Raw genomic sequence first — 14,279 nt, forward strand, 5'->3', positions numbered from 1 at the left:
CAAGGCCGTACTCGGCCGGCTCGCCAAGGTCCTGGGCATGTCGGAGACGGAGATCCGCTCCGGCCCCGCGCCCCGTACGCCGGGCCCCGCACCCCCGTCCCCCTGGCCGTGCTCCCGCCCGTACGTCCCGTGCCCCCACCTCTGCCCAGCCGCGCGCCGCTGCGTCCCACGGACCTGAGACAATGACTCCCATGGCTCTTGATCGCCCGCTCGTCGCCCACCACCGCCCCCAGGGGGATGGCTCCGCCATGCAGCGTCTGCCTCGTGTACTCTCCGGGATCCAGCCCACCGCCGGCTCCTTCCACCTCGGCAACTACCTCGGCGCCGTCCGCCAGTGGGTGGCCCTCCAGGAGTCTCACGACGCCTTCTACATGGTGGTCGACCTGCACGCGATCACCGTCCCGCAGGACCCGACGGCGCTGCGCGCGAACACCCGGCTGGCCGCCGCCCAGCTGCTGGCCGCCGGCCTCGACCCGGAGCGCTGCACGCTCTTCATCCAGAGCCACGTCCCCGAGCACGCCCAGCTCGCCTGGGTCATGAACTGCCTGACCGGCTTCGGCGAGGCCAGCCGGATGACCCAGTTCAAGGACAAGTCCGCCAAGCAGGGAGCCGACCGCACCAGCGTCGGCCTGTTCACGTACCCGATCCTGCAGATCGCCGACATCCTGCTCTACCAGGCCCACCAGGTCCCGGTGGGCGAGGACCAGCGCCAGCACATCGAGCTGACCCGCGACCTCGCCGAGCGGTTCAACGGCCGCTACGGCGACACCTTCACCGTCCCGGCGCCGTACATCCTCAAGGAGACCGGCAAGGTCTACGACCTCCAGGACCCGTCGGTCAAGATGAGCAAGTCGGCCTCGTCGGTCAAGGGGATCATCAACCTCCTGGACGAGCCCAAGGTCTCCGCCAAGAAGATCAAGAGCGCGGTCACCGACACCGACACGGTGATCCGCTACGACGCCGAGGCCAAGCCGGGCGTCTCCAACCTGCTGACGATCTACTCCACGCTCACCGGCGAGTCCATCGCCGACCTGGAGAAGAAGTACGAGGGCAAGATGTACGGCGCCCTCAAGACCGACCTCGCGGAGATCATGGTCGACTTCGTCACACCCTTCCGGGACCGTACGCAGGAATATCTCGACGACCCCGAGACGCTGGACTCGATCCTGGCCAAGGGCGCCGAGAAGGCCCGCGCGGTGGCCGCCGAGACGCTGGCCTCGGCGTACGAGCGCATCGGGTTCCTGCCCGCCAAGCACTGACCGGCCGGGCCGGGGCCCCACGCGCCCCGGCCCGCCGCCGTACAGGGCCTTCGGGCCCGGGTACGGCGGGACCAAGGACGGTCGCCGTGGGGGCGGCCCACCCGGCACACTGGCATCCGGGGCCGACGACAGCTTCAGGAGGGAGAACGCAGTGGGGACCGTAACGCTCGGCGTTTCGATCGCGGTCCCGGAGCCGTACGGCAGCTTCCTCCAGGAGCAGCGCGCAAGCTTCGGCGACCCTCACGCACACGGCATCCCCACGCACATCACCCTCCTGCCGCCCACGGAGGCCCGCGCGGAGGACCTGCCCGCCATCGAGGAGCACCTCGCCGAGGTCGCCGCGGGCTTCGGGCCCTTCCGGCTCCGCCTGGAGGGCACGGACACCTTCCGGCCGTTGTCCCCGGTGGTTTTCGTCAAGCTGGCCGAGGGCGAGGCGGAGTGCACCGCACTCCAGGAGCGGGTACGCGCCGCGTCCGGCCCCTGCGCCCGCGAGCTCCAGTTCCCCTACCACCCGCACGTGACCGTCGCGCACGGCATCTCCGAAGAGGCCATGGACCGGGCGTTCGTGGCGCTGAAGGACTTCGAGGCCGCCTGGACGATCGGCGGGTTCGCGCTGTACGAGCAGGGCGCGGACGGGGTGTGGCGGCTGGAGCGGGAGTACCCGTTCGGGGCTCCGGCCTCGGGCGTGCCGCGCCAGGCGGATCTCTCCCGGCCGCCTACGCCGACGCGGTAGGCCCCGGAGACCGGTCTCCGGGAGGGGCGGTCGACCGTCACACCGGCAGCCGTCGGAACAGTGCCCGTGGCATATGCCGTAGCACGGCCATGACCGGCCGCAACGCCCCCGGCACCCACACCACCTCGCTCCGCCGCCGCAGCCCCGCCTCGATCGCCCCGGCGACCGCCTCCGGCGTCGTGGCCAGCGGCACGGCCTCCAGGCCCGCCGTCATCCGGGTCCGTACGAAGCCGGGCCGTACGACCATCACGTGCACGCCCGTCCCGTACAGCGCGTCCCCCAGCCCCTGCGTGAACGCGTCCAGGCCGGCCTTGCTGGACCCGTACACGAAGTTCGAGCGCCGCGCGCGCTCGCCCGCCACCGAGGACAGCACCACCAGCGAACCGTGCCCCTGGACCCGCAGCGACCGGGCACAGACCAGACCCGCCGATACGGCGCCCGTGTAGTTCGTCTGCGCGACCCGCACCGCGGCGGACGGCTCGGTCTGCGCGGGCCCCTGGCCGCCCAGCACCCCGAAGGCCAGCAGCACCACGTCGATGTCGCCCTCGGCGAAGACCTTGCCCAGGGCCACCTCGTGACTGCCGGTGTCCAGCGCGTCGAAGGGGACCGTACGGACCTCGGCGCCCAGCGCGCGCAGCTGCCCGGCCGCGTCCTCCAGCGCGGGGGACGGGCGGCCCGCCAGCCAGACCGTGCGGGTGCGGCGGGCGATCAGGCGGCGGGCGGCGGCGAGGGCGATCTCGGACGTGCCGCCGAGGACCAGGAGGGACTGCGGGGAGCCGAAGGCGTCCTTCATGGGGGAGTCCTTGGGGGAGGAGGGGCTGGGGTGCCGGGGCGCCGGTCCGCTCACAGGGGGAGGGTCACAGGGGTGATGGCTGTAGGGCGAGGGTCATAGGGGGAGGATCACAGGGGTGATGGCCGTAGGGCGAGGGTCACAGGGCGGGGATCACAGAGGCGATGGCCGTAGGGCCAGGGTCACAGGGTGAGGCGCCGTGAAAGATCGGACGTGAAGACCCCGCGCGGATCCAGCCGGGCCCGCAGCGCGCGGAACCGCGGCGCACGCGGATACATGACATCGACCAGCTCCGGCCGCAGCCGGGCGTCCTTGGCCAGGTAGACCCGGCCGCCCGCCGTCGCCACCGCCTCGTCCAGCTCGTCGAGGAAGGCGCCGAGACCGGGCAGCCCGGCCGGAATGTCCAGGGCCAGCGTCCAGCCCTCGAACGGGAAGGACAGCCACCCCGGACCGCCCGCGCCGAACCGTTTGAGCACGGCCAGGAACGACGGGCAGCCGCGCGCCGCGATCCGCTCCACGACCCACCGCAGCGTGTCCTCGGCCTCGTACCCGACCACGAACTGGTACTGCACGAAGCCGCCGCGCCCGTAGACACGGTTCCAGTGCGGCACCCCGTCCAGCGGATGGAAGAACGCGGAGATCGTCTGCAACTCGCCGGTCCGGCGCCGGGGCGCCTTGCGGTACCAGAACGTGTTGAACAGGCCCACCGACCGCCGCCCGAGCAGCCCGTCCGGCAACCCCCGGGGAGCGGGCGGCAGCCGCCCCGGCCGGAAGGCGAGCGGCGCGCGGCGGGCACGGTCCGGCAGGGCGTCCGGCGGGGCGTGGTCACCGCGGGACAGCACCGCGCGCCCGGTCGCCGCGCCGCGCGCGAGCAGGTCGATCCAGGCGACGGAGTAGCGGTAGCGGTGGTCGGTGGCGGACAGCCGCGCCAGCAGGTCGTCCAGGTCCGCCGCGCGTTCGGTGTCCACCGTCATCAGCGACGTCCGTACGGGGACGAGGCCGACCGTCACGGCGAGGATCACCCCGGTCAGCCCCATCCCGCCGGCGGTCGCGTCGAAGAGGGTGCTGCCCGGCCGCACCGTGCGCACCGCGCCGTCCGCCGTGAGCAGGTCGAAGGACCGTACGTGCCGGGTGAAGGAGCCCGCGACGTGGTGGTTCTTGCCGTGGATGTCCGCGCCGACCGCGCCGCCGACCGTCACGTACCGCGTGCCCGGCGTGACCGGTACGAACCAGCCCAGCGGCAGCAGCACCTCCATCAGCCGGTGCAGGCTGACCCCCGCCTCGCACTCCACGACACCCGTCCCGGCGTCGAAACGGCGGATGCGGTCCAGGCCGGTCATGTCCCAGATGACACCGCCCGCGTTCTGCGCCGCGTCCCCGTAGGCCCGCCCGAGGCCCCGGGCGATCCCGCCGCGCGCCCCGCACTCCCGCACCGCCGCCACGGCCTCCTCGTACGAGCCCGGGCGGACCAGCCGCGCGGTGGAGGGCGCGGTACGGCCCCAGCCGGTGACGGAGGCGGTACGGACCGGGGCGGTGCGGTCGGAGACGGTACGGCCCGAGGCAATGTGGCCTGAGGCGGTAGGGCCCGAGACGGTACGGCCCGAGGCAGTGTGGTCTGAGGCGGTACGGCCGGAGGCGGTGCGGGAGCCGGGCGGGCCGGCGCGTGACGACATGCCAGTGACCGTAATGCGGCGCATGACCGGACAAACAGCTGTCCGCCCCCTCTCCGCACGAAAAGAGTGATTAATGGGGTGGATGGGCTAATCGCGACGACACGGCGCGCGGGGCCCCGGAAAGTCGTTCGCGGAGCCCCCAAGGGCTTGAGGGATAGGCGCCGGGCGGACCGCACGAAGCGGGCGGTCCGCCCGGTGGGCCGGCACGAACCGGATCGAGGTGACCCCGCTGTCCCCCGAAGAGATGGATCACCGCCTGCTCGTCGCGCTGCGCACCCGCGGGACCGACCCGCGGGCGGCCGCCGTGGCCCGTGCCCTCGCGCACGGCGGCGAGCACGGAGCGCTCTGGCTCGCCGCCGGGCCGGCGGGCGCCGCGGCCGACCGGCCCCGGCGCCCCGCCTGGCTCCGCGGTACGGCCCCGAGCTGCGGTGCCCACCTGATGCACGCCGGCCCCAAGCCCCTCGTGCGCCGCCCGCGCCCCCAGCTGCCCGGCCACGCCCCCCTCGTACGGACCGCATGTCCGTCCTCCCTTTCCGGCGTGCACGGCGCACGCGAGGCACGGCCGTGACCGAACAGACCGCCCTCCTGGAGGAGCCGCCGCCCGGACCCGGCGCGACCCCCGCCACCCCACCCGGCCTACGCGCCCGCGCCCGCGGCCTGCCCCTGGGCCTGCTGCGCACCGCCCGTCCGCGCCAGTGGACCAAGAACGTCCTGGTGGCCGCCGCGCCGGCCGCCGCCGGCGACCTCCTCCTCCACCGCACCCTCCTCCAACTCCCGCTCCTGTTCCTCCTCTTCACCGCCGCCGCGTCCGCCGTCTACCTCGTCAACGACGCACGGGACGCCGCGGCCGACCGCGCCCACCCCGACAAGTGCCGCCGCCCGGTCGCCGCGGGCGAGGTCCCCGTACCCGTCGCCTACACGGCCGGCGGCCTGCTCGCCGTCCTCACCCCGCTCACCGCCGCCGTCCTGTGCAACCCCGCCACCGCCGCCCTCCTCGCCGCGTACCTCCTGATGCAGCTCGCCTACTGCGTCAGCCTGAAGAACGTCCTGGTCGTCGACCTCGCCGTGGTCACCACCGGCTTCCTGATGCGCGCCATGACCGGCGGGCCCGCGCTCGGCATCCCGCTGTCCCGCTGGTTCCTGATCACCGCGGGCTTCGGCGCGCTGTTCATGGTCGCCGCCAAGCGCTACTCGGAAGCGCTCCGGGCGGCGGGCGAGGAGCGGACGGACAAGGGCGCGACCCGCCCCCTGCTGCGCGAGTACAGCGACGGCTACCTGCGCTTCGTGTGGCAGCTCGCGGCGGGCGGCGCCGTCCTCGCGTACTGCCTGTGGGCCCTGGAGAGCGGCGGCACCACCACCGGCGTCCTGCCCTGGCGCCAGCTCTCCATGGTCCCGTTCACCCTCGCCGTACTGCGCTACGCGGTCTTCGCCGACCGGGGCACGGCAGGCGCCCCGGAGGACGTCGTCCTGCGGGACCGCCCGCTGGCCGTCATCGGGGTGGTCTGGACCGGGCTGTACGCGATGGCCGTCGCGGACGTGTGACCACGCTCGTCTCGGCGTGTCGGAGTCTCGGCGTGTCGGCGTGTCGGCGTGTCGAAGTCTCGCACCACGTCCACGGCCTGACCTCCGCCACGGCGGGCACCGTCCCGGGCACGGGCACGGGCACGGGCAGGGGCGCGGGCGTCGGCATGGCGCCGGCGGCATGCGCGCGTTTCCGGGGTACGCGGACGCTAGTCTTCGGCCACGCGAGCGACATACCTGTACAGATGGTGTCGAAGGCTGACGAAGGGTAGGCGGGGCCCATGGAATGGTTGAGCAAGCTCCCGGTCATCGGCCCGGCCGTGTCCTGGCTGATGACCACACACCTCTGGCGGGCGTACGAACGCATGCAACGCGTCCACTGGACCCGGCTGGCCGCCGCGATCACCTTCACCAGCTTCGTGGCGATCTTCCCGCTGCTGACGGTGGCCGCCGCGCTCGGCGCCGCCCTGCTCGACGAGCGCCGGCTGCACGAGCTGCAATCGAAGATCGCCGACCAGATCCCCGGCATCTCCGGCCAGCTCGACCTCGGCGCACTCGTCGACAAAGCCGCCACCGTCGGCATCATCGCCGCCGTCGCCCTGCTCTTCACCGGCGTCGGCTGGGTCGAGTCCCTGCGCGACTGCCTGCGCGCGGTCTGGGAGAAGGACGACGAGGACACCAACTTCTTCGTCGCCAAACTCAAGGACGGCGCCCTGCTCCTGGGCCTCGGCGGCACCGCCCTGGCCTCCCTGGCCTGCTCCGGCTTCGCCAGTTCCGCGGTCGGCAAGGCGGCGAAGGCCCTCGGCCTCGCGGAAGGCGGCGTCGGCAGCGTCCTGCTCTCCGCGGCCGGCTTCTGCATCGCCGTACTGGCCGACTTCCTGCTGCTCGCCTACGTCCTGACCAAACTCCCCGGCGTCCACCCGCCGCGCCGCGCCGTCGTCATCGCCGGCTTCATCGGAGCCGTCGGCTTCGAACTCCTCAAACTCCTGCTCAGCGGCTACCTCCAGGGCGTCGCCGCCAAGAGCATGTACGGCGCCTTCGGCACCCCCATCGCCCTGCTCCTGTGGATCAATTTCACCGCCAAGCTGGTGGTCTTCTGCGCAGCCTGGACAGCGACACAGCGCTGCGACCCGGAGTCGGCACGGAAGTCACTGGACTGCGACGAGCGAGCCCCCAGCTCCCCAGCCCCTGCCCCCTAGTCCTCACCCCCTATTCCTCACCTCCTGGCCCTCGGATGTCGCCGGTGCTGTCAGTGCCGCCCCCCGCGCCGCCGCATCAGCTCCGGAAGCGGCCAGCGGCGGTGTACCGCGAAGACCAGACCGCCCAGGACCACCAGCGCTCCACCGGTGATCGCCAGAGCGGTCCAGACGCCCCCGGACCCGCCGGCCGTGTCTTCCATGCCGGCCTTCGCCTTGTCCCCGTCCAGCTTGGCGCCGCCGGTCCGGGCGTCGCCCTCCTCGCTCCTCGGGCCGACCAGCCTGCCGACCGGCTCGACCTTGTCCGCCGCCGCGAAGCCCCAGTCGAAGAGCTTGGCCGTCTCCTTGTACGCCTCGTTGTGCTCCTTCTTCTCCGGGTTCATGACCGTGACGAGCAGCTTGCGCTCGCCGCGCTGGGCGACTCCGGTGAAGGTCGAGCCGGCGTTGGTGGTGTAGCCGTTCTTCACGCCCGCGATGCCCGGGTACGGCTTGACGTCGTAATCCCCGCTGAGCAGCCGGTTCGTGTTCTGGATGCCGAACGACCCGCGCTTGCCGTCCTTGACCTCGCCCGGGAACTGCGTGCTCACCGTGGAGCAGTACTCCCGGAAGTCCGCGTTCTGCAGCCCCGCGCGCGCGAACAGGCTCAGGTCGTACGCGCTGGAGACCTGCCCCGGCGCGTCGTACCCGTCCGGCGTCACGACATGGGTGTCCGCCGCGTTCAGCGCCTCGGCCTGCTTCTGCATCTCCTGCACGGTCTTGGCCGTACCGCCGTTCATCGCGGACAGGGTGTGCACGGCGTCGTTCCCGGACCGCAGGAAAACCCCCAGCCAAAGGTCCCGGACCGTATAACTCAGATTTTCCTTTATCCCCACCAGGCTGCTGCCCGCGCCCATACCCGCCAGGTCGGCCGGCTTGACCGTGTACTTCTGGTTCTTGGGGAACTTCGGCAGCACCGTGTCGGCGAACAGCATCTTCAGCGTGCTGGCCGGCGGCAGCTGCCAGTGCGCGTTGTGCGCGGCCAGCACCTTGCCGCTCTCGGCGTCCGAGACGATCCAGGAACGCGCCGTGATGTCCGCCGGCAGCTTCGGCGCCCCCGGCTTGAGCTGCACCTGCGTACCGGCCTGGCCCAGCCGGCCGCCCCCGACCTTCGACATCTCGGCGGGCGGCGCCGGCGCCTTCGGCTTCTCGTCGGCGTACGCGGGCGAGGCGAGCAGCAGCGGCGGCAGCAGGACGGCGGTGCCGGCCAGAGCGGCGCCGGTACGGGGGAGCGCACGGCGCCGTACGGCGCGCGCGGCCCCGGACGGCGCGGCGGTCGGATGAACGTCAGAGATGGTCGGCACGTCAGTGAACGTACCCGTCGGCGCGGACGCCCCGGACACCACCCCACGGAAGAGTGCCCCGGCCGACCGCCGGATGGAGCCGCTGCCCATACTGGATTCCATGAAGCTCTCGCGCCCCGTCTCCTGGTTCCTGCTCGCGTTCGGGGTATGGAGCTGGTTCATCTGGATCACTTTCGCCAAAAACCTCTGGAAGGACGGGAGCGGCCTCGCCTTCGACGACGCGGGTGACCCCACCGCCTACTTCTGGGTCCACCTCGCGCTCGCGGTGACGTCCTTTCTCTTGGGGACGGCAATCGGAGTGATCGGGTTCCGCGGCGTCCGCGCCCTCACCAGGGCCACTGGGGAGATCGAGGGCACGGCGTCCTGACCCGAGCCCTCGCGCCCGTCACCAGTGCGCTAACTCACACATGCTCGGACGGGGGCGCCGGTATGCGCGGTCCGGCTGCCGGAGCAGAGCCGCCGTGGGGCCGTGCCTGTGCCGCGGCTGGGTCCGGAGTCTCGGCGGGTCGGCCGGGCGATCACCGGCAGCCAGGGGAGCGTCGCCCAAAAGGTGACCCGGCATCGTGCCTGGGGGTGCGAGAGGTGCCTGCTGCCGCAGTGCCACACTGATCGCAGCACGCGTACGTCGCAGAACGGGTACAGCGAGGCTTACGATCTTGCGCTTGCGTCTCGCAACTCCCTAGCATTGACTGTCTTTACGTTGCTCTTATCGCATGGTATCGACAGCGAAGCGCGACGGCGACGAGCGTGACACACGGGGCGAACGGGGAGAGTAGTCGTGGGTGAGCAGTACAAGGTAGACCTGCACGAACTGGACAACGTCGTGCGGCAGCTCAAGAGGCTCCAGGCCGACATGGACGAACCCAGCCAGAAGGTCAAGTACAGCACGACCATCCCGAAGTCGGCCTTCGGCAGCAACTTCATCGAAGCTTCCGACCTCTCCTCCGCGCACGACGACATGCAGGACTACATGGCGCAGACCGTCAAGGCGCTCCAGGACCTGATCCGCGACTTCGGCGACAAGACCGAGCGCAGCAGAGGGGCGTACGAGGACCAGGAGCACAACGCCAAGGTCTCGATGAACGGCTGAGGTGCTCCGGCGAGGCGGAGGACGGCACCGGTGTGCGGAACGGTGCCGTGGCGGTGAGTGAGCGATGACGACGAAGGGGGGCCGGTGTGGTTGACGCCCGGCAGGAGTACGAGAGCGCCAAGACGATGGAGCGGCAGCGGAAGGCGGAGGAGCGGGACGAGCGGCTGAAGTCGTTCAAGAACCACCGCGTCATTCGCGCCTCCGCCTCCGACTTCCACCACCACGGGATCGACGCGCTCCGCGCGATGATCGAGAACGCCGATCCCGACGCCATCGAGACGTCCGGCAAGCACTGGCGGGCGTCCGCCGACCGGCTGGCCGGCGAGGACGGCCGCGGCGGCATCCGCAAGGCGTTCATGGAGGCTGTCGACCACGCCACGGCCCACTGGGAGGGCAAGGCCGCCGACGCGTTCCGGCGCGAGGCGCGCCAGGTCCTGGAGAAGATCGACCGGACGTACGGGCACTCCCGCAACGTCGAGCAGACCTTGATCGGCACCCGCGCGAGTGGTGAGCAGGCAGGCGTCGCCCACAACCTCCGTGAGGCGAAGAAGGCCATGTCGAAGATCAAGGACCCGGGGTTCTGGGACAAGGTGGGGGACGAGAAGGGCGACGACTCCCAGTTCCACAAGGACATGGCCAACCCGAAGATGGACGCCAAGATGGCGCTCGAACTCAATCGGGACAACCTCTCCCTGAGCAAGGAGCGCCAGGTCGAGGCGGTCATCGTCATGGAGGAGCTGGCGGCCAACTACCGGGCGCAGAGCGGCGTCTATCCTGACGACCGCCCTCTGCCGGGAGGCGGCGGCGACTGGCCCTCGCCCCCGGCCCAGACGCCACCGCCGCCGCCGGTGAACATGCCGACGCCAGGCGGTACGCGGCCCCGCCCGACCGCCGTGACCCCCAGTGCGCCTCGGGTTCCGGGCGGCTCCGCCGTGCCTCCCGGCCTGCGGAGTCCGCAGGTCAAGCCGGCCTCGCCGCCGCCGGTGCGTACGGGCCTGGACGGCTTGCAGAAGGGCATGCCCGGCACCGGTGGTCCCGGCCTGCTGGACCGGCCCGGCGGTGGGCCCGGCATCGGTGGCGGTAAGACGTCGAAGGAGCAGCAGCTGCCCGGCATCCCGGGTCTTCCCGGGGGAATGCCGCCCGGGAAGGGCACCGGGGGTGTCCGTGGCGCCGGACGCACGGGAATGCCGGCCGGGGGCACCGTCGGTGGTTCCGGAGCCAAGGGCGGTGGGCGCTCCGGCGTGCCCGGCATGCCCGGTGGCGGAGCGGGCGGTGCCGGCGCGGCCGGCCGCGGCGGCGCGGCACGAGGCGGCGCGCAGGCCCGGACGCCCGGTGGTGTGGCCGGCAAGCCCGGCGGCCCGACGGGCGGTACCAAGCAGGGCGGTTCCGGACTGCACCGCAGCCGGGGAGGCACCCAGGCCGGCCGTCCCGACCAGCGCGGCAAGGGCATGGGCATGGCCGGAGCCCCCGGCGCGCGCGGCAAGGGCGAGGACAAGGAGCGCACCACCAGCAAGCGCCCCGACTACCTCGTCGAGGACGAGGAGACGTGGACCCCGCAGCGTAATGTGGCGCCACGCGTGATCGAGTAGAGAACCTGGCCCACGGGCCCTGGCACGGACGGCCGCCCCGCCCCCTCGGCGGGGCGTTCGTCCGGGCGGTGCCGGACCGCACGGAACGCACACGAGGAGCGAAGCATGAGGGTCACACGAACACTGCGCGCCGGTACGGGCGTGGCGCTGACCGGAGCGCTGCTCCTGGCTGCGGGCGGCACGGCGCAGGCGGACCAGATTCGCAGCAAGCAGTGGCCGTTGGAGGCGTTCGGCGCCAAGGACATCTGGAAGCAGGCCACCGGCAAGGGGGTGACGGTCGCGCTCATCGAGAAGGCGGTCCGCACCAGCCACCAGGACCTTTCCGGGCAGTTCGTGCCGGGGAAGGACTTCACCCAGGGCGTCGACGGCTCCGAGACGCTCAAGCCGGGCCAGGACATCCGCGACCACGGTACGGCCATGGCGGGCATCATCGCCGGGCACGGTCACGGCGCGGGCGGAGCCCAGGGGATCAAAGGCCTGGCCCCGGGTGCGAAGATCATGCCGCTGACCGCGTACAAGAACGAGTCGTTGGCGACCCGGTACGCCGCCGACCACGGCGCCGACATCATCAACATGTCCTATGTCGCCACCCGCGACGCGGACACCTGCGAATCGATCCGCTACGCCCTGGACAAGGGCGTCATCGTCGTCGCGGGTGTCGGCAACGATGGAGTGGCCAAGAAGAACTACCCGGCAGCCTGCCCCGGGGTCATCGGCGTCGGCGCGGTGGATGAGTACGGCGAGGCGTGGACGCGCAGCAACTACAACGACACCGTCGACCTGCTCGCCCCCGGAGTGGACATTCCCCTCGCCCAGGGCGCGAGCGACTCGGCGTACACCACGAACGACGGCACCTCGCCGGCCACCGCCTACGTGTCCGCCGCCGCCGCCCTCCTCCGGGAGAAGTTCCCTGACCTCACCCCCGGTCAGATCGCCAACCGCCTGGTGAAGACGGCGGGCCTGGCCAAGCCGGAGAAGGCCAAGAACCTCAAACTGCCCGACGCGCACTACGGCTACGGATTCATCCAGCCTGCCGCAGCACTGACCCGCGACATCCCCGCAGGCCCGGCTCAGGGGCCGCTGGCCATGCCGCAGGGCAAGGCAGCACAGCCCGCGGCCGATGCCGCCAAGGGGCAGGAGTCCGCCTCTTCCGCCGACTCGAAGAGCAAGTGGATGGTCATCGGCGGCGCCGCGCTGGCACTGGTCGTGGTCGCCGGAGTCATCGTCGCGGTGGTGGTCTCCCGCCGCCGCGGCCGTTCGCAGGCCTGGAGCTGACACCACCCGCCGGAGAAGGCGGGAAAATTCGAGCGACGGCCCCCACCACCGGCTGTTAGTTTCACCCCTCATGGATCCGTTGGGTGAAAAAGAGATACGTGCCTCCTTCGTCAATTGCTCGAAGGGGGAGGCGAGCCGCATCAATCTGCCGGTGGGGCTTTCGGAGATGGTGTGGGGGGACCTGGATTTTCTTGGGTGGCGGGATCCTGGGGCGCCGGACCGGAGTTATCTGGTGGCGCCTCGGGGGGACGGTGTCGTCGGGGTGACATTGCGGGTGCCGCAGGGGGTGCGGCGGAGTTTCACCAAGACGACGGTGTGTTCGCTGTGTGTCACCGGGCATCCCGGGACCGGGGTGAGCCTGCTCGCCGCGCGGAAGGCCGGGCCGCTGGGGCGGCAGGGGAATACCGTCGGGGCGTATGTCTGCGCGGATCTGGCGTGTTCGCTGTACGTCCGCGGAAAGAAGAAGTCCGAGCTGGCCGGGCGGCATGAGGAGACGTTGCCGGTGGCTGACCGTATTGCTCGGCTGGTGATGAACCTCGATGCGTTTGTGGAGAAGGTCTTCGAGGGGGAGTAAGGGTGGGGGCCGGGTCGCTGAGGGGGAGAGCGGCCCGGTGCCCGGGGTGGTCAAGGGGTGTGGAAGGTGACCTTCGGGGGCTACGGGCCTCGGGGCGTCCAGGAGGGGCTGCGGGCGCCGTTGAGCGCCGAGGAGGGGAACTCCTCTGCTTCGGGGCGGCCGGGGCTGTGTCGGTCAGTCGTGTGTGGGGGATGGGCGTTTCGAGGTTTTGCGGGGGGTGGGGCGGGCCGCGGCGCCTGCTGCTGGGAAGACGAACTCGCTGAGTACGTCGGTGACCTCGCGTACCAGGGGGCGCAGGATCCGGAAGCGGGACGCGGCGACCGCACGGGCGACCAGCGGGGACGTCCGCTCGACCAGGCGGCGGCTGCGCTCGCAGTTCTCCGAGCGGTCGTACACCCAGTACAGGACCAGGCCCATCTGCTGAAGCCACAGCAACTGAGGCAACTGGGCCGCCAGTTCCGGGTCGACCTTGGTGTCCGCGCCCGCCAGCACCTGCCGGTGCACCGCGATGGCGGCCTCGCGCGGTCCTTCGGAGGCGTCCGAGAAGGGGCTGAGCGGGCTGTCCGGGTCGGCGGCGTTCTTGAAGAACTGGGCGGCGAACCGGTGGTACGGCGCGGCGATGTCGAGCCAGGTGAGCAGCACGCCGCGGAGCCGTCCCGCCAGGTCCCGCTCGGTCGCCAGTACGTCCGCGACGGCCGCCGCGTGCTCGGTGGCGATGCGGTCGTAGAAGCCCTGGACCAGGTGCTCCTTCGAGGCGAAGTAGTAGTACGCGTTGCCGACCGAGACGCCGGCCTCCTGGGCGATGGCCCGCATGGTGGTCTTGTCGTAACCGCGTTCCTGGAAGAGGCGGAGGGCGGTTTCGAGGATGAGGGTACGGGTGCGGGAGCCGTGCGGGGTCCGCTCCCGGGCGGGCGCTGTGGAGGGGGTGGAGGTTGTGGAGGGGGTGGGGGCTGTGGAGGGGGTGGTTTCCGGGGAGGGGGTGGAGGCTGTGGGGCGGGTGGGGGTTGTGGGGCGGGTGGAATCCGGGGAGGGGGTAGGTTCCACGGAGGGGGCCGGCTTCCCGGCGGGGGCCGGGTCCGTGCCCCGGTCGGGGGCGCCGTCGTCCGTCACGTTCCGCGTCCCGTCCGTATCCGCCCTCGTCGCTTCATCCACGGCATCGACCTTAATGCGGCCCGCTCCCCCCCTACGGGCCGCACCCCCGCCACGCCACCCGCCACCGACCGCCATGCCCGACCGTCA

Annotated in this window: 14 protein-coding genes; 10 read left to right on the plus strand and 4 right to left on the minus strand. The window is 71.8% G+C overall.

Annotated features, from left to right (window positions below; genetic code table 11):
* Nucleotides 1–248: 248 nt before the first annotated feature.
* Complete coding sequence (trpS, locus tag AB0L45_RS34985) at nt 249–1,259, plus strand: tryptophan--tRNA ligase (RefSeq protein WP_365847454.1); 1,011 nt, start codon at nt 249–251, stop codon at nt 1,257–1,259.
* A gap of 151 nt (nt 1,260–1,410) precedes the next feature.
* Entirely contained in the window at nt 1,411–1,992 is a 582-nt protein-coding gene (locus tag AB0L45_RS34990) for a 2'-5' RNA ligase family protein (protein ID WP_365847349.1), read from the plus strand.
* Between the two features lie 37 nt (nt 1,993–2,029).
* Here the strand turns inward: AB0L45_RS34990 and AB0L45_RS34995 are convergent, their stop codons facing one another.
* Together AB0L45_RS34995 and AB0L45_RS35000 are read right to left on the minus strand one after the other, a co-directional pair.
* Nucleotides 2,030–2,785 carry a decaprenylphospho-beta-D-erythro-pentofuranosid-2-ulose 2-reductase gene (locus AB0L45_RS34995; protein WP_365847456.1) on the minus strand — a complete coding sequence of 252 codons (756 nt, stop codon included), beginning with the start codon at nt 2,783–2,785 and terminating at the stop codon, nt 2,030–2,032.
* Nucleotides 2,786–2,964: 179 nt separating this feature from the next.
* Entirely contained in the window at nt 2,965–4,455 is a 1,491-nt protein-coding gene (locus AB0L45_RS35000; protein ID WP_365847351.1) for an FAD-binding oxidoreductase, read from the minus strand.
* 220 nt (nt 4,456–4,675) lie between these two features.
* Here AB0L45_RS35000 and AB0L45_RS35005 point away from each other — a divergent pair, with 220 nt between their 5' ends.
* The 3 genes from AB0L45_RS35005 (at nt 4,676) to AB0L45_RS35015 (ending at nt 7,175) form a co-directional block, all read left to right on the plus strand.
* Nucleotides 4,676–5,023, plus strand: a complete 348-nt coding sequence (locus AB0L45_RS35005) for a hypothetical protein (protein WP_365847353.1) — start codon at nt 4,676–4,678, stop codon at nt 5,021–5,023.
* A complete protein-coding gene (locus tag AB0L45_RS35010; protein ID WP_365847355.1) occupies nt 5,020–5,997 on the plus strand; it encodes a decaprenyl-phosphate phosphoribosyltransferase in 978 nt (325 codons plus the stop codon). Before AB0L45_RS35005 ends, AB0L45_RS35010 begins: the two co-directional genes overlap by 4 nt.
* A 260-nt stretch (nt 5,998–6,257) precedes the next feature.
* Nucleotides 6,258–7,175, plus strand: a complete 918-nt coding sequence (locus AB0L45_RS35015) for a YihY/virulence factor BrkB family protein (protein WP_365847357.1) — start codon at nt 6,258–6,260, stop codon at nt 7,173–7,175.
* 50 nt (nt 7,176–7,225) lie between these two features.
* Here AB0L45_RS35015 and AB0L45_RS35020 read toward each other — a convergent pair whose 3' ends face one another.
* Nucleotides 7,226–8,614, minus strand: coding sequence for a D-alanyl-D-alanine carboxypeptidase (locus AB0L45_RS35020; RefSeq protein WP_365847359.1), 1,389 nt, complete (start codon nt 8,612–8,614; stop codon nt 7,226–7,228).
* Between AB0L45_RS35020 and AB0L45_RS35025 the strand changes: the two genes are divergently transcribed.
* From AB0L45_RS35025 to AB0L45_RS35045, 5 genes are all read left to right on the plus strand, one after another.
* On the plus strand, nt 8,613–8,879 hold the full coding sequence (locus AB0L45_RS35025; RefSeq protein ID WP_365847361.1) for a hypothetical protein: 267 nt from the start codon (nt 8,613–8,615) through the stop codon (nt 8,877–8,879). The two genes, AB0L45_RS35020 and AB0L45_RS35025, sit on opposite strands and share 2 nt — an antisense overlap.
* 411 nt (nt 8,880–9,290) lie before the next feature.
* A complete protein-coding gene (locus AB0L45_RS35030) occupies nt 9,291–9,602 on the plus strand; it encodes a hypothetical protein (protein WP_365847363.1) in 312 nt (103 codons plus the stop codon).
* Between the two features lie 86 nt (nt 9,603–9,688).
* Nucleotides 9,689–11,191, plus strand: coding sequence for a hypothetical protein (locus AB0L45_RS35035; RefSeq protein WP_365847365.1), 1,503 nt, complete (start codon nt 9,689–9,691; stop codon nt 11,189–11,191).
* 105 nt (nt 11,192–11,296) lie between these two features.
* Nucleotides 11,297–12,466, plus strand: coding sequence for a S8 family serine peptidase (locus AB0L45_RS35040; RefSeq protein WP_365847367.1), 1,170 nt, complete (start codon nt 11,297–11,299; stop codon nt 12,464–12,466).
* A 70-nt stretch (nt 12,467–12,536) separates the two neighbouring features.
* Nucleotides 12,537–13,040 carry an FBP domain-containing protein gene (locus AB0L45_RS35045; protein ID WP_365847369.1) on the plus strand — a complete coding sequence of 168 codons (504 nt, stop codon included), beginning with the start codon at nt 12,537–12,539 and terminating at the stop codon, nt 13,038–13,040.
* 174 nt (nt 13,041–13,214) lie between these two features.
* Here AB0L45_RS35045 and AB0L45_RS35050 read toward each other — a convergent pair whose 3' ends face one another.
* Nucleotides 13,215–14,192: a TetR family transcriptional regulator gene (locus AB0L45_RS35050; protein WP_365847371.1), complete on the minus strand. Its 978-nt coding sequence runs from the start codon at nt 14,190–14,192 to the stop codon at nt 13,215–13,217.
* Nucleotides 14,193–14,279 lie beyond the last annotated feature (87 nt).

It is taken from the genome of Streptomyces sp. NPDC052496 (assembly GCF_040679095.1).
Classification (GTDB): Bacteria; Actinomycetota; Actinomycetes; order Streptomycetales; family Streptomycetaceae; genus Streptomyces.